At 63.7% G+C, this 19,263-nt stretch carries 19 protein-coding genes; 11 read left to right on the top strand and 8 right to left on the bottom strand.

Annotated elements, in window-relative coordinates; translation table 11 throughout:
* The 4 genes from CH305_RS06945 to CH305_RS06930 form a co-directional block, all read right to left on the bottom strand.
* A partial coding sequence (locus tag CH305_RS06945; protein ID WP_143545259.1) for a DUF222 domain-containing protein occupies positions 1-432 on the bottom strand: 432 nt, incomplete at its 3' end.
* Positions 433-564: 132 nt separating this feature from the next.
* Positions 565-1,152, bottom strand: a complete 588-nt coding sequence (locus CH305_RS06940; RefSeq protein WP_094620328.1) for a hypothetical protein — start codon at positions 1,150-1,152, stop codon at positions 565-567.
* A 22-nt stretch (positions 1,153-1,174) separates the two neighbouring features.
* On the bottom strand, positions 1,175-1,579 hold the full coding sequence (locus tag CH305_RS06935; RefSeq protein ID WP_032378551.1) for a hypothetical protein: 405 nt from the start codon (positions 1,577-1,579) through the stop codon (positions 1,175-1,177).
* Complete coding sequence (locus CH305_RS06930) at positions 1,572-1,952, bottom strand: hypothetical protein (RefSeq protein WP_032378550.1); 381 nt, start codon at positions 1,950-1,952, stop codon at positions 1,572-1,574. The genes CH305_RS06935 and CH305_RS06930 overlap by 8 nt, the downstream gene beginning before the upstream one ends.
* A gap of 272 nt (positions 1,953-2,224) precedes the next feature.
* Between CH305_RS06930 and CH305_RS06925 the strand changes: the two genes are divergently transcribed.
* From CH305_RS06925 to CH305_RS06890, 8 genes are read left to right on the top strand one after another with little or no spacing between them, the layout of a single operon-like run.
* Positions 2,225-2,749, top strand: coding sequence for an MSMEG_0572/Sll0783 family nitrogen starvation response protein (locus CH305_RS06925; RefSeq protein ID WP_027495238.1), 525 nt, complete (start codon positions 2,225-2,227; stop codon positions 2,747-2,749).
* Between the two features lie 9 nt (positions 2,750-2,758).
* The gene (locus CH305_RS06920) at positions 2,759-3,814 is read left to right on the top strand and encodes an MSMEG_0568 family radical SAM protein (RefSeq protein WP_037151741.1); all 1,056 of its coding nucleotides are present in this window, start codon (positions 2,759-2,761) and stop codon (positions 3,812-3,814) included.
* Positions 3,801-5,228, top strand: a complete 1,428-nt coding sequence (locus CH305_RS06915) for an MSMEG_0567/sll0787 family protein (RefSeq protein ID WP_373454541.1) — start codon at positions 3,801-3,803, stop codon at positions 5,226-5,228. Before CH305_RS06920 ends, CH305_RS06915 begins: the two co-directional genes overlap by 14 nt.
* Positions 5,225-6,106: a carbon-nitrogen hydrolase family protein gene (locus CH305_RS06910; RefSeq protein ID WP_032402149.1), complete on the top strand. Its 882-nt coding sequence runs from the start codon at positions 5,225-5,227 to the stop codon at positions 6,104-6,106. The genes CH305_RS06915 and CH305_RS06910 overlap by 4 nt, the downstream gene beginning before the upstream one ends.
* Positions 6,099-6,389, top strand: coding sequence for an MSMEG_0570 family nitrogen starvation response protein (locus CH305_RS06905; RefSeq protein ID WP_094703242.1), 291 nt, complete (start codon positions 6,099-6,101; stop codon positions 6,387-6,389). The genes CH305_RS06910 and CH305_RS06905 overlap by 8 nt, the downstream gene beginning before the upstream one ends.
* Positions 6,386-7,660 carry an MSMEG_0569 family flavin-dependent oxidoreductase gene (locus CH305_RS06900; protein WP_094703241.1) on the top strand — a complete coding sequence of 425 codons (1,275 nt, stop codon included), beginning with the start codon at positions 6,386-6,388 and terminating at the stop codon, positions 7,658-7,660. Before CH305_RS06905 ends, CH305_RS06900 begins: the two co-directional genes overlap by 4 nt.
* 6 nt (positions 7,661-7,666) lie before the next feature.
* Positions 7,667-8,518, top strand: coding sequence for a carbon-nitrogen hydrolase family protein (locus CH305_RS06895; RefSeq protein ID WP_032402146.1), 852 nt, complete (start codon positions 7,667-7,669; stop codon positions 8,516-8,518).
* Positions 8,515-9,576, top strand: a complete 1,062-nt coding sequence (locus tag CH305_RS06890; protein ID WP_094703240.1) for an MSMEG_0565 family glycosyltransferase — start codon at positions 8,515-8,517, stop codon at positions 9,574-9,576. The genes CH305_RS06895 and CH305_RS06890 overlap by 4 nt, the downstream gene beginning before the upstream one ends.
* Here the strand turns inward: CH305_RS06890 and CH305_RS06885 are convergent.
* The 3 genes from CH305_RS06885 to CH305_RS06875 are packed head-to-tail and all read right to left on the bottom strand — an operon-like array spanning position 9,558 to position 14,303.
* Positions 9,558-10,589, bottom strand: coding sequence for an adenylate/guanylate cyclase domain-containing protein (locus CH305_RS06885; protein WP_032378544.1), 1,032 nt, complete (start codon positions 10,587-10,589; stop codon positions 9,558-9,560). The genes CH305_RS06890 and CH305_RS06885 overlap by 19 nt on opposite strands.
* Positions 10,582-12,009, bottom strand: coding sequence for an HAD-IB family hydrolase (locus CH305_RS06880; RefSeq protein WP_032402143.1), 1,428 nt, complete (start codon positions 12,007-12,009; stop codon positions 10,582-10,584). Before CH305_RS06880 ends, CH305_RS06885 begins: the two co-directional genes overlap by 8 nt.
* Positions 12,006-14,303 carry a glycerol-3-phosphate 1-O-acyltransferase gene (locus CH305_RS06875; RefSeq protein ID WP_094608773.1) on the bottom strand — a complete coding sequence of 766 codons (2,298 nt, stop codon included), beginning with the start codon at positions 14,301-14,303 and terminating at the stop codon, positions 12,006-12,008. The genes CH305_RS06880 and CH305_RS06875 overlap by 4 nt, the downstream gene beginning before the upstream one ends.
* Positions 14,304-14,740: 437 nt before the next feature.
* Here CH305_RS06875 and CH305_RS06870 point away from each other — a divergent pair, with 437 nt between their 5' ends.
* Positions 14,741-15,469, top strand: coding sequence for a DUF6319 family protein (locus CH305_RS06870; RefSeq protein ID WP_094608772.1), 729 nt, complete (start codon positions 14,741-14,743; stop codon positions 15,467-15,469).
* A gap of 66 nt (positions 15,470-15,535) precedes the next feature.
* Entirely contained in the window at positions 15,536-16,192 is a 657-nt protein-coding gene (locus CH305_RS06865) for a hypothetical protein (RefSeq protein ID WP_032402140.1), read from the top strand.
* An 85-nt stretch (positions 16,193-16,277) separates the two neighbouring features.
* On the opposite strand, the gene CH305_RS06860 is transcribed toward CH305_RS06865, so the two are convergent.
* A complete protein-coding gene (locus CH305_RS06860; RefSeq protein ID WP_080734426.1) occupies positions 16,278-16,949 on the bottom strand; it encodes a TetR/AcrR family transcriptional regulator in 672 nt (223 codons plus the stop codon).
* 135 nt (positions 16,950-17,084) lie between these two features.
* On the opposite strand from CH305_RS06860, the gene CH305_RS06855 reads away from it, so the two are divergent.
* Positions 17,085-19,244: an MFS transporter gene (locus CH305_RS06855; protein WP_094703239.1), complete on the top strand. Its 2,160-nt coding sequence runs from the start codon at positions 17,085-17,087 to the stop codon at positions 19,242-19,244.
* Positions 19,245-19,263: the final 19 nt, after the last annotated feature.

Genomic DNA, 19,263 nt, shown 5'->3' with positions numbered 1-19,263 from the left:
GAGTTTGGTGATCGCTTCGCGGATGCGGCCGGTACGTGCGCCGGGTCCGGTGGCGGCGGTGATCATCGCCTTCCGGGCAATATCGCGACCCTCTTGCGGGAGGTTCTTCGGTGGTGTTTCGGCGAAGTCGAGGATCAGAGTTGCATGGTCGATGGTCATGACGCCGGTGTTGACCGCGTCGGCGATGTCGGAGAAGTTCTTCAGTCCGCGGGCCAGGGCGACGATCTTGGTGGCTTTACTGGGGCTGAGCAGAGTGGTGGAGGTCAGCCATCCGGCGGGTCCGGGGAAGCCGAGCTTCTCGCGGGAGACGCGGGTGTCGATTTCGCTGACGAGGGCGATACGTCGGGCTTCCATCAACTGGATTCGGTGGGAGACATCAGCAGCGTCGGCGAGGAGTTCCGCCTCGCTCAGTTGCCAGATCTCCGTGGTCATGGGCTAAGTGTATCGAACGTGCATTCGACTGACAACCACTGTTAAATCGAAAACTATTGTCTTGCATAAGGATTCGGGAAAGCAAACCTGTCGGAGGGGTGTGCTAACAGCCACGTCGAGAGTCGGAGATCTTCACGCTTCCTCGGGATCCCAGCTGACCGGACCGCGCAGACGTACCGTCGCATCGCTGTAGGGATCGAAATTCGACCTCGAAGTCGACGTACTCGGAGGCCGTACCGAACCGGGCTTCGAGGTCTGTGGACCGTTCGTGGTCTTCACGCGCGTCAACTCGCGTCGCATCGTCGCGGGCCAGATCTCGAAGAGATAGTCCTCGACCGGTTCGCTCACGTCCGAATCCCAATGGGTACCTCTACCTATCGAACTCACGCGGACTCCCAGAAAGCCGCTCACGGGCGGCGAGACCGTAGTCGCGTCCGAACCTACGTACCCCAGCGCGGAGACGAAAGTTAGCGTCGCGTCCACGGCGATCGAGACCTCGGCCGCGTCCTCCCACGACCCGTCGATTTCGACTGTCGGTGCTTGCGCCAGGACGTCGACGGCAACGCGAACGGGCCCCGATGCAATTCCCGTGTGGACGTGAATGCAGTTGTCGGAGGCGTCGATGAGCTCGCCGAGGGCACCCGGGGGCACCGGCTCACTGTGCGCTGCTACAAGCGAGAACAGGTGGTAATCGACATCGACGGTCGTCCAGGTGGTCATGGCCGAGTCTGGCCACAGACCCCTACCGCTGTCGAGTCTTTCGCAGCCACCACAGTCCCGCGATGGGGAGCACCACCGGGATGAAGACGTAGCCGGATCCGAAGTGCGACCACACCGTCGGCTCCGGGAAGTCCTGGGGCTGGATGTAGCTGAGGGTGCCGATGCCGATGACTCCGACGAGTTCGATGATGCAGGACACCGTCACCACGCGTCGGGATGCTTCGGTTGCCCTCGCCAGTCCCACCGTCGCGATGATGTAGACCACCGCAGCGAAGGCCGACAGGAGGTACGCCACCGGTGCGTTGTCGAATCGGGTGGTGAGCTGCACTATCGAGCGCGATGTCGCGGCAACGGCGAACACCGCATAGACGGCGATGAGAAAGCGCCCGAAGCCGGTGCGCGTCGCTTGCTGGAGGTTGTCAGGCATATCCGGCCCAAATCTGGCTCAGGCGCAGCACCATGGCTGCGAGGGTGAGGACGGCGACGAGCAGCACCGCTGTGCCGCCGCGGGAACGGTCGCCCAGGGACCACCACGTTCCCAATGGAAGCAGGAACAGCAGTCCGACGAGATAAGAGCCGAACGTCAACCGGTGTATCTCGCGATCCGAGGTGAACATCATGACGAACCCGATCACGGCCTGAAGCGCGACGACGGCCTCGGTGGCTGCGATCGTCCAGAACAGTGCTCGGTCGGCCTTGTTCTTCAACAGAACGGGCCGGTTCGTGGCGAGCTTCACGAGCACCCAGATGCCCACTACCAGGGACAACGCGTACAACAAGCCGGTGACGGCGCCGATCATCGTGTTCCTCGTCCTGCTCGCAATGGATGGGTGGACCGGCCTTCACAGTAGCCGCGTAACACCACGTCAACACTGTGAGGCCCTCGAAACACGGCGTTGTTCCGAGCGTGACCAACCGGAAATGGATGGGGCTTGTACTTGTCCCATGGCCGAAGAGGATCTGCTCTTTCGCCGGACATGACCTCTCTTCCTCAGGTGGCCATCGGTGTCCACCGCATCTCGAGTAGTTGCCCACTGCATTCAGCCAGCTCTGCGAACCTCAGGAGACACCCGTGTCAGACCTCGACCAGTCCATCGCCGAGAACATCAAGAAGTCCCTCGAAGAGATCCCGCACCCTTCACTTCCCAAGGGCAGCAACATCTACGGCTCCACCAAGATCTTCCCCGACTACAAGGCCGAGAACGGCGAAAGCTACTTCACTCTGGTGCACGGCATCGCCCACGAGTCCTCGGTATCGTTCGTCGCGGTACTCCAGGCGACGCGCGCCCTGCGTAAGGGCTTCGAGTCGGCCATGTACTTCTACGGCCCCGGTGCCATCAATTGCCTTGCCACTCGCGGATTTCCGACCACCGGTGATTCCGGCTTCCCGGGCGAGCAGAACATCAACGATTCCCTCGCGACGTTCATCGCCGAGGGCGGCACGGTGTTCTGCTGCCGCTTCGGGCTGGCTCTGCACGGCGGTCGTGAAGAGGATCTCATCGAAGGTGTCATCCCGGCCCACCCCCTCGATGTGCAGGACGCGCTGATCCACTACGCGCGCAAGGGTGCCATCATCAATTCGACCTACATGGTCTAGGAGCGAACCATGTCGGTCAGTACGCGTGTAGATCTGGCGTTGCTCGGAATCCGAGGATCCACGCCGGTCTCGAGAACGGCAGGCGCCGGGCCGAGCGACGACGGGCATGTCACCATCGATGGCCTCGGCGCAGCCATCCCCCGTAATCCGCTCAGCCCGTACGTTCTCGAAGAGGGCCGAGTATTGTTCGACGGCAACGACATCGGACTCGATGTTCAAGCCGTCGACCGTCCGAAATTCTATGACCTCGCCACCGCCGACGGGATCGCCTACGAAAAGATCGCCAAGCTCCACGGCTCCAGCGTTCTCGCCACGACCGTGGTGCAGACGTGCATCCGGTACGACGCCGACCAGCGGTGCCGCTTCTGCTCCATCGAGGCCTCACTCGAGGCCGGCGACACCATCGCCGTCAAGACCCCGGCGCAACTGGCCGAGGTGGCAGAGGCGGCGGTACGGCTCGACGGCGTCACCCAAATGGTCATGACGACAGGTACTTCGGCCGCGAAGGATCGCGGTGCCCGTCATCTGGCCCGATGTGTTCGCGCCATCAAAGCCGTGGTTCCTGATCTGCCGATTCAGGTGCAGTGCGAACCTCCGGGCGACCTGCAGACGATTCAGGATCTGTACGACGCCGGAGCCGAATCCATCGGCATCCACGTCGAATCTCTCGACGACGAGGTTCGACGCCGGTGGATGCCGGGCAAGGCGTCGGTATCGATGGACGAGTACCGCGCGGCCTGGAGAGAGGCAGTCCGGATCTTCGGACGCAATCAGGTCTCGACCTACATTCTGGTGGGCCTCGGTGAGGATCCGGACGAATTGGTTTCCGGTGCTGCGGAACTCATCGAGATGGGCGTGTACCCCTTCGTCGTTCCGTTCCGTCCACTTGCCGGCACGTTGGCAGTCGATGTCGATCGTGCGACGGCCCCGGGCCGAGACGTACTCGAAAGCGTCACCCGACGCGTCGCCAAAGAGCTCCAGGCAGCAGCGATGCTCGGCTCCGATCAGAAGGCAGGCTGCGCGGCATGCGGTGCGTGCAGCGTCCTGCAGAATGCGGGAGGCTGAGATGTACGGGGTGGACGCGCAGGATCTAGCCGGATTGTCGGGTGCTGCAGCCACTGTCGTGGAGCCCGAGTTCATGGTCCAACCGTGCGAGAACCCGGCGCAACTGAGCTCGTACCGGGCGCTACGCAGAGCGACGTTCGTTGCCGAACAGGGCCTGTTCTCGGGCACCGATCAGGACGATATCGACGACGACCGTCGCACTGTCGTTCTGGTCGCCACAGACCGGGACGGTACGGTGCTCGGTGGAGTACGCCTTGCTCCCTGCACCGCAACGGATCTGGGATGGTGGGCCGGCAGTCGCTTGGTGGTGTCTGCTTCGGCGCGCACCTCCGGTGTCGGTCCTGCACTGGTTCGCGCAGCCTGTGCGCATGCCGAGAGCCGAGGTGTACTTCGGTTCGATGCAACGGTGCAGAAGCGCAACGAGAGACTGTTCACCGGTCTCGGGTGGATCAGACGCGGCGACGTCGAGGTGGCCGGTACCCCGCATGTGGCGATGTACTGGCCCATCGACCGAATCGAACGGCTGGTCTCGTCGACCAAAGCGATGCTTGCCGGAGTACTCGCACCCCTGAAGGCACAGCCGCTCGGGCTCGGGGCCAAAGGTTTTCGAGGTGATGACGGGGTACCGGTACCGGGGAGCGACATGATCGCGGCCTGCGATGCAATCATTCCCTCGATGGTCGATCGTGACCCGGAGTGGGCCGGGTGGTGCGCTGCCCTGGTGAACTTGAACGACTTGTCTGCCATGGGAGCCCGAGCTGTCGGCATGCTCGATTCCGTCGGAGCACCTACACAGTCCCGACTGACTCGCATCATTCGCGGACTCGCCAATGCCTCTGCGGCATGGCAAGTCCCGGTACTCGGCGGCCATACTCAGGCCGGGGTGCCGTCCTCTCTGTCGGTCACTGCTCTGGGGCGCACAGCGAACCCGGTTCGGGCAGGCGGCGGGAACGTCGGCGACCGGCTGACGCTCACCGCCGATATCGAAGGTGAGTGGCGACGCGGATACTCTGGCCAGCAATGGGATTCGTCGTCGAGACGCAACACCGAGGAACTGACAGCAATGGCGTCGTTCGTTGCCCGAACCGCACCCAAGGCAGCCAAGGACGTCTCGATGGCCGGATTGGCGGGCACTACCGGGATGCTGGCCGAGGCAAGCGGAACCGGTGCCGTACTGGACATCTCCTCGATCCCGAAGCCCGACGCTGCGTCGATGGGCGAGTGGATCACGTGTTTTCCTGGGTTCGCGATGATCACCGCGGACCGTCCCGGTGCACCAGTTGCACCGTCCGGACCTGCACTGTCCGCAGTCTGCGGAGAGCTCACCGATATTCCGGGCGTCGCGCTGCGATGGCCCGACGGAATCACCACTCGCGCGGTCACGTCCACCGTGACCGGATTGGGAGAAGCATGAACGCCATCACCATCTCCGTTGCCGCAGCCGAATTCGGGCGCGACATGGAACAGAGCTACGCCACCATCGCCGCGTTGCTCGAGGAAGCGCGCAATCGCGGCAGCCAACTGCTCGTCCTGCCCGAAGCCTGCCTCGGCGGTTACCTGCCCAGTCTCGGCGGAGGCGACGAGACCGAGGAGTCTCGGCAGCGTCGCTTGAAGGCACTGCCTCCGGCTCTCGAACTCGACGGGCCCGAGATCAGGCGGGTCATCGACATGGCGGGCGATACCGTCGTCACCTTCGGCTTCTGCGAGAAGGACGGCGACACCCGCTACAACGCCGCAGTGACGGTCGACGGCAGCGGAATCCTCGGCTCGTACCGCAAGGTGCACCAGCCGCTCGGTGAAAACCTCTGCTACGACGCAGGAGACAGCTACTCCGCGTTCGATACTCCGGTCGGCCGAATGGGCATGCAGATCTGCTACGACAAGGGATTCCCCGAAGCCGCCCGCGAACTTGCCCTCGACGGTGCCGAGATCGTCGCCTCCATCTCCGCATGGCCGACGGCACGTACCGCGACCGTCGAGAACATGGAGGAGGACCGCTGGAAGCAGCGCTTCGACATCTACGACCGCGCTCGTGCGCTCGAGAACCAGATCATCTGGGTCGCGGCGAATCAGGCCGGCACCTTCGGATCCTTGAGATTCGTCTGCAGCGCCAAGATCGTCGGGCCCGGCGGAGAGATTCTGGCGGGCACCGGCGTCGAACCGGGACTGGCGACGGCCACCGTCGACGTCGATGCGTTGATCGGGGCGGCACGTGGCGGCGGTATGTACAACCTGCGTGATCGCCGGCCGTCGGTCTATCGGACCATAACCAAGGAGCCGGTCCATGCCTGAGATGTCGTTCGTCGTTCGTTGGCCCGATGGGCGCGAACAGTCCTGCTATTCACCGTCGCTGGTGATGCACGATTACCTGACGCCCGGTGCGGAGTACACGGTCGAGGACTTCGTCGAGCGCACGTCCGAGGCACTGACGGTGGCGAGTGATCGAGTTCTCGCCAAGTTCGGTATGCGGTGCACCTCGGCCGCCCAGCAGATGGAAGAGATTCACGGTGTCAGCGCTTCGTACCGGGCCGGTGCCGTTCGCATACTGAGCATGTCGGGAGCTGAATTGCTATGACAGAGAACCACAGTGCGATAGAAAAATACTCCGTGATCGTCATCGGCGGCGGGCAGGCCGGCCTGTCCATCAGCTGGCATCTGACGCAGCGTGGCGTCGAACATGTCGTGTTGGAGCGCGACACGATCGCGCACGAGTGGAAGGACTCCCGCTGGGACAACTTCACCCTCGTGACGCCGAACTGGCAATGCGCACTCCCCGGGTACTCCTACGACGGTGACGATCCCGACGGATTCATGCAGCGCGACGAGGTCTACGCCTTCGTGCGTCGTTACGCCGAGAGCTTCGATGCACCGGTGCGAGAGCATGTTTCGGTGGATCAGGCCTTGCAGTCAGCGGATGGTGGTTTCGACCTCCAGACCTCTGCCGGACCGATGCATGCCGACCAGATCGTCGTTGCGGTCGGCGGTTACCACATCCCCACCATTCCGCGATTCGCCGAGAAGCTTCCACGGGACGTCGTCCAGATCCACTCCTCCGAATACCGCGGCTCGCATCAGTTCCCGGACGGTGACGTCTTGGTCGTCGGCACCGGCCAGTCCGGCGCGCAGATCGCCGAGGACCTGCATCTCGACGGCCGCCGCGTTCATCTGGTCGCCGGTACCGCTCCCCGTGTCGCGCGCTTCTATCGTGGGCGCGACTGTGTCGCCTGGCTGCACGACATGGGCATCTACGATGTCTCCATCGAAGATCAACCCGGTGGCGTCGGCAAACGCGAGAATACGAACCACTATGTCACCGGACGTGACGGTGGTCGAGACATCGACCTGCGTGCATTCGCCACCGAAGGCATGCAGCTCTACGGTCGCTTGCTCGGAGTGGAGGACGGCGTGCTGCAGTTCGCGCCCACGCTCGAGGCGTCCCTCGATGCGGCCGACCGTGTTGCCGAGAGCATCAAGGACAACATCGACGCGTACATCGAGCGCGAGGGCATCAGCGCGCCCACCGAGGAGCGCTACGTACCGGTGTGGCGTCCCGAAGCCGAGACCACCGAACTGGATCTCGCTACCTCCGACGTCACCGCCGTTGTGTGGTCGGTGGGCTTCCGTACCGACTATCGGTGGCTGAAGGTCGGGGCCTTCGACGGGGAGGGCCACCCGACGCACAACCGAGGCGTCACCTCGGTGTCCGGCCTGTACTTCCTCGGCCTGCCGTGGCAGCACACCTGGGGCTCGGGTCGTTTCGCCTCGGTGGCCCGAGATGCCGCGTTCCTGGCGGATCAGATCGGTCTCGAGATCAGTGCAGCACAACCCCAGAGTCAGATGGTCTGAGCTGACGTGGCCCCCATCAAGATCGGCGCGCTGGCAGCGCATTTCGGCAGAGATGTCGATAGGGCCGTACTGAAGATCACCACGATCATGTCCAGTGCGGCCCGAGAGGGTATCGATCTCCTGGTGCTGCCCGACGCCTCTCTCGGGGGCTACATCGACAGTCTGAGCAATCCGGATCCCGCGGAGTTACCACCGACGCTCGATCCGGACGGTCCCGAGCTGGCCGCGATCATCGCGGCGGCAGGGGACATGACGGTATGCATCGGCTACACCGAGTTGTCGAAAGGCCTGCGGTACAACGCTGCTGCATGCCTGACCGGTGACGGAATTCTCGGCAGTCACCGCAAGGTGCATCAGCCACTCGGGGAATCCTTGGCCTATGCAGCCGGCGATCGGTTCGAGGCCTTCGATACTCCGGTCGGACGGATGGGCATGCTGATCGATTACGACAAGACGTTCCCGGAATCGGCGCGCGCATTGGCACTCGACGGTGCGAGAATCATTGCGGCACTGTCGGCGTGGCCCGCCAGTGTCACCGATCGGGCGTCCTCACTGCCGAACGACCGTCAGTCCCGGTTGTTCGATCTGTACGACGCCGCCAGGGCGGCGGAGAATCAAGTGGTGCTGGTGTCGTCGAACCAGACCGGGGTGATGGGGTCGTTACGCTTCCTGGGGCAAGCGAAGATCGTCGGACCCGGTGGTGACGTCCTGGCGAAAACGTGGTCCAAAGGCGGCCTGGCCGTGCACGAGATCGATGTCGACGCCGAAGTGGACCGGGCCCGCAGAGGGTTGCACCACCTCGCCGAACGTCGTGTCGACGCCTACCCCAATTTGCTGCAGGAGAAGCCGGATCAGTGAAGATCGCGCTCTTGACCTACTCGTCCAAACCGCGTGGAGGCGTAGTACATACGCTGGCCTTGGCCGAGGCGTTGGCGCGCTCCGGGCAGGACGTCTCGGTGTGGTCTCTCGGCCGCGGCGGCGACAGTGAGTTCTTTCGGACGGTCGACCCAGCCGTCACCGTGCGGATGGTGCCGTTTCCTCAGCGGGAGAACGAGAGTGTCGGTCAGCGGATACTGCGGTCGATTGACGTTCTGCGACAGGCGTTCACACCGGACCGATACGACATCGTCCACGCTCAGGACTGCATCTCCGCAAACGCCGTAGGTCGCTGTATCAGGACCATCCATCACCTCGACGAGTTCACCACGCCCGAACTGGCGGCGTGTCACGAACGCGCGATCACTGCGCCCTACGCGCGCATCTGTGTATCGGCAGCGGTGGCAAGCGATGTTCGCCGCGGATGGGGACTAGAACCAACGGTCATCCCCAACGGCGTCGATGCCGAGAGATTCACTGCCGCTGCGCAGTCCGGTCGAACGCACTGGCGTGACAAGCTCGGCCGATATGTGCTCGCCGTCGGCGGTATCGAACCACGCAAGGGCAGTCTCGATCTGCTCGATGCCTTCGCCGGGCTGTCCGAGCGGAACGTGCAACTGGTGTTCGCCGGCGGGGAGACGCTGTTCGACTATCGGGACTACCGGGCGGAATTCGACCGTCGTGCTGCAGAACTCGGCATCGAGCCGGTGATACTCGGAACCGTCGACGACGACGAACTGCCGCACCTCGTGGCGCAGTCCGCTGTGCTGCCGTTCTTCTCCACGAAGGAGGGCTTCGGTCTGGCTGCCATGGAGGCGCTCGCCGCGTCGATCCCGGTGGTGGCGCGTGATCTGCCGGTCTTGCGAGAAGTGTTCGGAGACAGCGTGACCTACGCGTCGTCGGTGGAGGCCATGTCGAGCGAGTTGGACCGGGCGTTGCACGAGCCGCGGGATCCGCTACCGGGGCTGGCGCTGGCGCGCAGCCTCACCTGGGACGAGGCTGCGCGTCGACACCTGGGGTTCTACTCCTCGCTCTTGTGACCGCCCCGCTTGTTGCGGCGGAGCGCATGCGGCTTGAGCTTGTGAAATCCCTTGACCCGCAGTGAGCGAATCGATTTGAGGTAGAACTCGGAATCGTGGCGGAGTTCCTCGGTCATGACCGTATCGACGAGTGTCGTGCCGGGATTGGCGGAGCTGGTCAGCCGCGCGGCAATGTTGACCACCGAGCCGTACAGATCGCCGTACCGGGCCAGTACCGGCCCCCAGGCCAGCCCGACCCGCAGGTCCGGCATGTCCTCCTGCTCGTCGAACGCATCCTGCAGGTCGAGGGCGATGTGGGCGGCATCCTCGGGTGTCTGCGCGCTGAACATCACCTCGTCGCCGACGTTCTTGATCACCGAACCACGTCCGCGGGCAATGATATTGGTGGCCAGCGACTCGAACTCTTCGAGCAGAGTGGTCAACTCACCGATGTCCAGCCGACGCGTCAAACTGGTGTAGCCCACCATGTCGGCGAACCCGACGGCCATCGTGGGACTGTCGGTGGCGTCGTCGGGCGCGGCGATGGACCGACCGGCGGCGGCGGCCAGGTGACGACGCCAGGTGTATCCCTGGAGTGCCTCGAGGGTGGGGACGGTTTCTGCCGCGATCGCTCGGGCGTTACGCCGAATCGCGTCGATGTCGTTCTTGTCTTCGTCACTGTCGATGATGCGCTCGAGTATGTGAGAGTTCACAACGCCCACTTGCCATTCCGCGAGCCTCGACATGGATTGCCCGAGCGTCCGCGCGATCGCGACCTCCATCTCGGGCTTGATCACCTTCTGTGCGGTGAGTGCAGTGATCAGCTTCAGAGCCTCGAGATCGGCGTCGGTGTAGACGAGTGCCTCGGTATCGGTGTGGATCGGGAAGCCCATGCCGATCCACAGGGCAATGACTCGCTCGAGTGGAATGCCGGACTTCTCGACGATGTCCGCACGGTTGTACTTGGGCTCGCCGCCCAATAGATTCCGCTCGATTTCCGTCTGCACTACCGAGTTGATCTGGTTCTCAGGCATATCCCAACGTTCTGTCGAAATAGGAACGAACATCGTCCACGTACTCGTCGATCTTGTCGGGCTCCCAGTCCGTGGTGGGAATGGGCTCGCCGACGGTGACCTTGACCGTACCGGAGTGGACGGTGAAATCCTTTTTCCACATCACGTCACCCGCGTTGTGGATGACGATGGGCACGATGGGCACACCTGCTTGCATAGCCAGGTGGAAGCCGCCCTTCTTGAATCGGCCGAGACGTGACGTCGGCATGCGCGTCCCCTCGGGTGCGATGGCGACGGAGATACCGCTGTGGAGCTTGTCGATTGCGGGTCGCATCGCCTCGCGCGCTTGTGAGGGGTCACCACGATCGACGTAGGCGACGTCGAAGATCCTGCCCAGCAGAGCGAATCGCGGGTCGCGTTCTAGTTCGCGTTTCGCCACAGCGGTGATGTCTCGCCGGAGGATGGACGTGACGATGATCGAGTCGGCAGTGCTCTGGTGGTTGAACATGAAGACGGCCGGGCGGGCCGACCAGGCATTTTCCGTGCCGGTGACGTCGAGCTTCACGCCGGCCAGAGTGAGCGCGATGTCGGGCGCGATGGTGCTGGTGATGTTGGCACCGGTGCGGCGACTCCGCGTCAGAATCCCCAGGCCCAGCCCGATCGACGCGCTTGCGAGCACCGATCCGAGCGCCGCCGTGCTGCGTACGGCCGACGTGATGTCCGTGCCGCGCTTCGGGCTTTCCAACGTCAGAGCAGGCCACTTCTTCTTGGCGGCATACCGTGCGAGATCGGGGTCTGGGTTGAGGGCGACGGGTCGTCCCACGGCCTCGAGCAGTGGCACGTCCTCGCCGCCGTTGGAGTAGGCGAAGCAGCCCGCCAAGGCGATGCCTTCACGTTCGGCGTAGTCGATGGCTGCCTGCGCCTTGCGCGGACCCCACAGTGAGTCGCCGACGAGTTCGCCGGTGAGGATTCCGTCGGTGACGACGGGGGTGGTGCACAGCAATTCCTCGAACATCATGTCCTGCTGCACCGGCAGTGCCTGGTACGGCGTGGCCGAGGTGGCCATCACCAGGCGATGCCCGGCATGCCGGTGAGCCTCGACGAGGGCACGGGCCTGCGGGTAGATCATCGGCGCAATCTCGTTGCGGAACAGCGTGTATGCCTGTTCCATCAGATCGTCCTCCCGACGGCCCTCCAGGCCGCGGACGGCCTTGCCCATCAGGTTGTCGACGGGGGAGTTGCGCATCCGCATCTCGACGACGGCACTGGAGATCTCCCACAGCTCCTTCACCGTCACGTCGAGGGTCTTGAGACGTTCGAGAAAGACTGCGCGGGCGGAGAATCCGTTGATCAGGGTGCCGTCGAGATCGAAGAATGCCACGGTGTCTCGGCCCGGTGGTGCGGCGGCGATCGCGATCAGTCGATCGTCGAACTCGGTCATGAATTGTTCTCCTCGGGGGCCGAGATCGGTTCTACCGCACGCAGCATCTGGTGGGCCATGTCTCGGATCGTGCGAACCTTGCGGGCCCACTCGTCGATCTCGAGCGCAAAGTCTCTGCGCCGGCGCGCGACACCGTCGGAGCCGGAGTCGACGAGATCCCGGTTCTCGGCCAATTGCAGTGCAGTATCGAACAACTCGCCGGAGATGGACTCGCTGTGATCGAGTTGCTGACGTAGTCGCCTGGCCTGAGCGGCACCGAGGCACTCCGCGATGAACTTGGGCTTGTCGAACTCGCCGCTCTGCGGCAGCAGCATGAGCTGATCTGCCACTACCTGGTAGGCCTCGAAGATCGGCTGCAATACACGGTGCGCCAGGTGCAGATCCTGTGACTGCAGTTGGTGCGCAGCATAATCGGGGTCGCTGATCTTGGTCCGCCAGTCCGGATCGATCAGGTCGACCTCGGATTCCAGCCGCTGCCCGAAGTCCTTCTTGTCACCGAAGAAGAACTCGAACTTGAGCAGATCGCGCAATTGCAGCGCCGACTGCCACAGCGACTCCTGCGTCAGAGGTGCCGAATCGCCGCTGGTCGGCAGCACCACCAGTTCTCCGATGGCGCGCATGACGAAGAAGTGAATTGCGTTGTTACGGAAGAAAGCTGCAACCAGATGCTTGTCCTGCGCCAGATAGAACAGTGGCTCGGGACCATCGTCGAAACGCTTGACCACGTTGGCGTTGACCTGAGCTACGACGGCCGATCGCACCACATCGACGTCGGCGATGTCGACGCCGCCCGCGGTGGGCAGGTTGCGGCGTTTGATGTAGCGGGCGAGCGGAGCGATGATGGCCCACATCTCGTTGACGTTGAGTGCGCGATCCTCGATGCCCAGCAGTGCCATGGTGACCAAGGCCGCCGGAGTCACCGGTGTCGCGTCGTTGATCGCGTGGGAAACGCCGAGCGCGATCTTCTGGACCGCGACACGCTTGTCGGTGTTCTCGGCGACGATCGACGCCACCGACATCGGTTCGCCGAAGTTCAGATACACGTTTCCGCGCAACGTTCCCTGCGCACGGATGTACCCGATGGCCATCCGAATGCCCTCGGCCTGCTTCTTCGCCCCGTGCGATTCCTCGGCCATCGCGCCGACCTCGTGCAGACGGTCGTAGGTGATGGACGTCGGAACCAGATAGACGTCCTCTGCGTCGCTCGACTCCAGGGCGTCGACCAGATAGGTGAGCAGGCCGAACCTCGGCGGGCGAAGCTTGCCGGTGCGGCTGCGTCCACCTTCGATGTACCACTCGAGGTTGAACCGCTTGCTGAGCAGAAAGCTCATGTACTGACGCAGCGTCCACTTGTAGATCGCGTCGGAGAACTTTCGCTGAATGAGCACGACGCCACTGCGTTTGGCGATCGGACCCAGCGGCCAGAAGCCGACGTTGATGCCGCCCATGACGTGATTGAGCGGCAGACCCTCGGCCAGCAGCGCTGGGCGTAGCACGAGCGGGTCGAGGTAGGAACGGTGATTGGGTAGGAACACCAACGGATAGTTCTTGTTGAGTTCGCGGACCTTCTGCAGCTGATCGCGATCGACGTCCACCTTGTATGCCCGCGAGAAATACGCCCCGAGGGTTCCCCACATCTCGACTGCCCGGCGGGTCTCGGTCGCGACCATCTCACCGAGGATGTCGTTGACGCGCTTGTCGACTGCGTCGCGGTCCTGACCGACCTCCTCCGCGAGCGCGGTGATGCCGTCGTGGAACTTCTTCTGCTCCGTCATGTCCTCGACGACGAATCGCGGAATCTTGTACTCGGAGCCGATGACGCCACGCTCGGCCTTGTCCAACGCCAGACTGGCCTGTCGCAGGATGAACGACGAGAGCGAGGTGCCGCCGCCCCGTTCGAACCGATCCTGCAGATCACGGAGGGTCGCGGGCTCGCCGACCAACACCGCCGAATGATCGGGATCGTCGTTCGCTACCCACCGCTGCCATACCTGGGTGGGCTTCGATCGACCGCGCGGAGCGAAGATGCGGTGGAGAATGCCGTTCTTACGATCGGACAACGTCACGCGCAACGGAATGAGGAGTGGATCGTCGGCGTACCCGCGAACACTCTCCGCCAGTGAGGTTCTCGCTTCACCGGACAACACGACCGACGGCGGCCTCGGCTCGCCGTCGGGAGTGGTCGCATCGATCCACTGATTCAGAGCCTGAACCTCGAGGGTGGATTTGGCGTCGAGCAAATACACGTGCGGACCGTCGCTGAGCGATTGTTCGTCCGCGTCGAGGTGGTACATCGAGGCTCCTGTTCCGTACCCATACAAGAAGGCACGGTCGCCAGGCTACGCGGGAGATACCGGCCGCGAGGGCGGTTCGGTGAGGTCGTAACGGGACGAAATCTCTCGACGCCGCGCACCGCTACTCGCGGGTACCCGGCGGTAGTCGATGTGACGTTCAGTGTCCGTTTGGTGAGTGAATGTCACGTCGAGTGGACTCGGCGGGCGTTCCTGACAACGGTCGTATAGAGTTAAGGCATCGGCCTTCTCGGCCACCCAAATCTAAGTGTTAATCCAAGTAACAGTTACTTGCGGTTACAGTTACTTGGATTAACAGATACCTCCCCGATATTCATTCCGAACGCGTGCTGTCGACATATCGCGCGCTCGGTCTATGACATCGGCCCAGTATCTGTGCGACAGTATTCGCAAACACTTTCGAGAAAGGCCGGTAGTCGATGCCACCCCGTGGGCGCGCCGTGAACGATTCGTTGACCCCAGAGAATCTGACGACGCTGGCTGCGGCGCTCGCCGAGGGGCGTCGGGCCACCGTCTATCTTCGTGAACCGAACCCGAGCCTCGGACTGTCCGACGGTACGTCGGCGAAGGTGATCTCGATCGACGGCACCACGGTCACTATCAGTCCGAAGGGTGTCAACGACGAATTGCCCTACGAGGCAGAGGAACTACGTATCACTCGCAACGCGGCAACCCCGCCTGCGCCGGCCAAGCGCGTACCTGCGAAGAAAGTGGCGCCGCCGGTGTCCGCCGCCCCGGCTCGGGCGGAAGCAGTCGCGGCAAAGCCGACGACAGGCCCGGCACCTGCCAAGGCCGTGGTGGAACAACCCAAGGCCGTGGTGGAACCACCCAGGGCGCAGCCGCAACAGCAGGCTCCCCGTCGTGGCAAGAAGGCTCCAGGCGGGGTCAGCGTCACTATTCACGCCGGGGCGGACAACGATTGGTCGGTCACGGTCACCCAGGGGGCGAAGCGCCCCACCAAGGCGCAACCGGTGAGTCCGGAGTCGGTCAGCAGGGCCGTGCGAGAGTTGGGCGATCCCATCGCACGCGACGCAGTCGAGGCCGTCATCTCCCACGCGCGCGAGGAGGCTGCTCGCCGCGTTGCAGAACTGAGTCGCCAACTGGAGGAAGCGCGCACCACCCTTGCCGCCCTCGAGCAGGACGTATGAACCACTCGCTCGTGTTCGTACACGTGTTGTTGCTAGGGTTCTGCCGACACCGCTGAGAGGGAGTACATGTTCAAGAAATTCATGCTCGTCGTCGTGGGGGCGGCTGCAATCGTAGCCAGCGTCGGCGTGGGGACCGCATCCGCGGCCGCTCCAGCTGCTCTCGGCGGTGGGTCGGGAATCATCGTCGGTGGTCAGGCCGAGTGCACGCTGACGACGATCGGTAACGACCGCAGCGGAAACCTCGTGGGCTTCACCGCCGGCCATTGCGGTCGCGCAGGCGATTCCATCGTCCCGGAATACGACACCTCTCTCGGCGAGGTCGGCCGCATCGCATTCTCCAACCCGGAGTACGACTACGCCGTCATCGAATTCCAGCGCGACAAGGTTGCACCGATCAGCCGCGTGGGCAACGTGACCATCTCTCAGGTCGGCCCGCCGACGGCGTTCCCGAACATCGTCTGCAAGGAAGGCCGTACCACCGGCAACACCTGCGGCCTCGCGTACGGCGACATCCTGCAGTCGCAGGAGACCTGGGCGCAGCTGTGCGTCGTCGAAGGTGACTCGGGTAGCCCGGTCGTCGTCGGCAACACCCTCGTCGGCATGGTCAACGCCTACCTCGGAGTCGCGTGCTTCGGTCCCGAGGTCGGCACCAACTTCGATGCGATCCTTCGTAACGTCGATCAGGGCAACGGACTCGGCGCAGGATTCGTCCCGGCTCCCTGACAGTCCACAGTTCGCACCGAATGTCCCGCTCGAGCAATTCGTTGCTCGAGTCGGGACATTCGTCGTTTCGAAGGTCCCGGAGTTGTCAGCGGGCGCGGGCGGACGAGTCGGACGCCCGGACATCGGCGACGATTCGCTCCGCATCCTCCGGGGCGATCCCCAGCAGAACAAGGCTCGACGTGGTGGCGGCCCCTGCCGGGTCGGTGAGCAGCCCGGCGTTGGTCGCATCGAGGATGGACAGCGCAATCGCCTCGATATTGAGGATGAGTACCTCCGCGGCTTGATACGAGGAGAACACGCCCTCCCGCTGACCGCGCCGGATGACGGCGGCGGCCGCTTCTCGCATCGGACCGAGAAGATTGTGAATACCGTTGTGGCCCAGATCTGTTCGCGCAACAGCGAGAAGTAGACGGTACTGGTCGCCGACGCGAGTGAGAGCCAGCGTCTGCCGGACGAAGACCGTCACTGCCGATTCGTCGGCGGCGGGAACGCGGCCGAGAGCCGCCGAGATGCTGTCGGCCGCCTCCAGGGCAATGCCGTCGATCAGCGCTTCGCGAGAGGCGAAGTGGGCGTACACGGTTCGCCGAACCACCCCTGCCGCCGCTGCGACGTCGTTGATGGTCGCATCCGGATTGTCCGCTAGTACCCGTTGCGCGACATCGAGAATTCTCGCTCGGTTCGACCGGGCGTCACGGCGCTGCACGGGCGGCGCTGCGGCACCCCGTGCAGTCGATGTCGACTCCGTCGTCTTTCGCACAGGTCAACAACTAGCACGATCGTGTGCGGAGAGTGTGGCTGCCGCCACAAAAGATTGCCGATCCTAGACGATTCTTCTTAAGCTGCACAGCACTGTGCAAGGTGTGTCGGCACTTTGCCAACGGGGGGGAACACAATGACGTTGCTTGCGATGACGCCTGTCCAAGATATGCACAAACCGTATTCACGACGCTGGTCGGCTCTGGTGGTCCTGTGCCTGAGCCTGCTGATCGTGGTCATGGCCAACACGTCCCTGCTGGTCGCGGCACCGTCGATGACTCTCGACCTGAGTCTGACGAGCAGCGACCTGCAGTGGGTGATCGACGGCTACACCGTCCCCTACGCGTCGCTGATGCTGCTGTGCGGCGTGATCGGCGATCGCTACAGCCGTCGTGGGGCACTGATTCTCGGCTTGATCATCTTCGTAGCGGGTTCGATCGCCGGGGCACTCACCGATGCCACCCTCGGCGTCATCCTGGCGCGCATCGTCATGGGAGTCGCCGCGGCGATCGTCATGCCCGCAACGCTGTCGCTGTTGGTCGCCACGTTCCCGAAGCGGGAGCGCGCCACCGCCGTCACCGTGTGGGCGGCTACCTCGGGACTCGCCATCGCAGCGGGACCACTGCTTGCGGGTTGGCTCCTCGAGAGCTTCACCTGGCATTCGACTTTCCTGATCAACGTTCCTATTGCGTTGGCGGCCGTCGTCGGAGCCGTCGTTCTGGTTCCGCCGTCGCGGGCCGTCGACCCCGGCGCGATCGACTGGGTCGGTGGATTGCTGTCGGTACTGGCCGTGTCGACCGTCGTGTACGCCATCATCGAAGGAATGCACTTCGGCTGGACCGTCGGGCCGTTGTACTTCGCGCTCGTCGGCCTGCTGTCGATCGTGGGCTTCGTGGGATGGGAAATGCGCCATCCCAATCCGCTGCTCGACGTCCGAATGTTCTCCTCCCGCATCCTCAGTGGCGCTACCCTCGCGGTGCTGGTGTTCTTCCTGGTCACATTCGGTGCGATCTACTTCGTCGCCCAGTACCTCCAGTTCGCCCTCGGATACGGCCCGGTGTCCACGGGCGTGCACCTCTTGCCGTTGGCCGGCGCAGTCTTCGTCGGATCCGGAATCACGATGTGGCTCACACCCAAGCTCGGACCACGCATCACCGTGACCGCGGGCATGGTCGTGGGAACGCTGTCGGTCGTCTCGTTGATCGGAATCGACCCGACCGCAACGTACTCCGACTTCCTGCCCGTGCTGACGCTGCTCGGTCTCGCGATCGGCTTGTCCGTCTCGCCGTGCACCGACGCCATCATGGGCGAGTTTCCGGACAGCAAGCTCGGTGTGGGCGGCGGACTCAACGACACAGCGCTCGAACTCGGCGGCTCGCTCGGAATCGCCGTGCTCGGTTCGGTGCTCGCCGCGTCCTATCGCCAGGGAATCGAAGGCTTTCTGCAAACCTTCCCCGGTAAACAACCGAACGGCCAGTACACCGGGCAGGCAGCGGAAGGGCTTGCCGCGTCTCAGGATTCGCTCGCCGGTGCAGTGATCGTGTCCGACATCATTCGCGCTCAGAATGCGTTTCTCAGTGGATTCGCAGACAACTTGCAGGCCAATGCCGTTGCCGCGTTCGGCGACGCGGTGACGCACACCAGCCTGGTTGCCGCCGTGGTGTTCGGCGTCGGCACGGTGATCGTGGCGCTGCTGATCCCCTCGCGGAGCGCGGCACTGGCGACGTCGTCGGAGAGGATCCCGTTCGAGCCGATCGTGCCCTTCGTCGTTCCGCCTGCCAAGGATGGAGCAGCCGACCGTGAGGTAGCCGAACTCGAGCAGTTACTGGAACGGCCGTCGGCCGAAAAAATCGAAAAGCCAAGTGCGCGGCACGCGCTACGTGCCGCCGAGGAAGACACACCGAAAGTCGTGCCGAGGACTGTGCCGACGCGCACCGTGGCCGAGCCGGCTCTGGTGGACGCAGAACTCGAACGCCCCAGCATCTACCAGCTGGCCTCGAAGGTGTACGAACTCGATGCATCCGTTGCCCGACAGGCCCGCGTGGACGCCAAGTCCGGTGAGCGGGTGACGATTCACCAGCTCGCGTTGTCGAACCTGGCGCGCACCCGACGTGTCGAGGCAGAGGAAGCCCTCGACGCTGCACTCGAACTCAGCGATCTCCCGGTTGCGCCCGCTCCGGAACCGGTGCAACCCGCTGCCCCTCTGCAGACCTTCTACCAGAGGGCGAGCAAGCAACACGCGAACTGCACCGAATTCAAGGAACGCTCGAGCTCCATGTGGGCAATGCCGCTGTAGCTCTCCCTGCCCGCCCGAC

Source organism: Rhodococcus sp. 15-649-2-2, assembly GCF_002258645.1.
GTDB lineage: Bacteria > Actinomycetota > Actinomycetes > Mycobacteriales > Mycobacteriaceae > Rhodococcoides.
The sequence above is the reverse complement of the archived record's forward strand: the minus strand, read 5'-3'. Positions and strand labels throughout refer to the sequence as shown.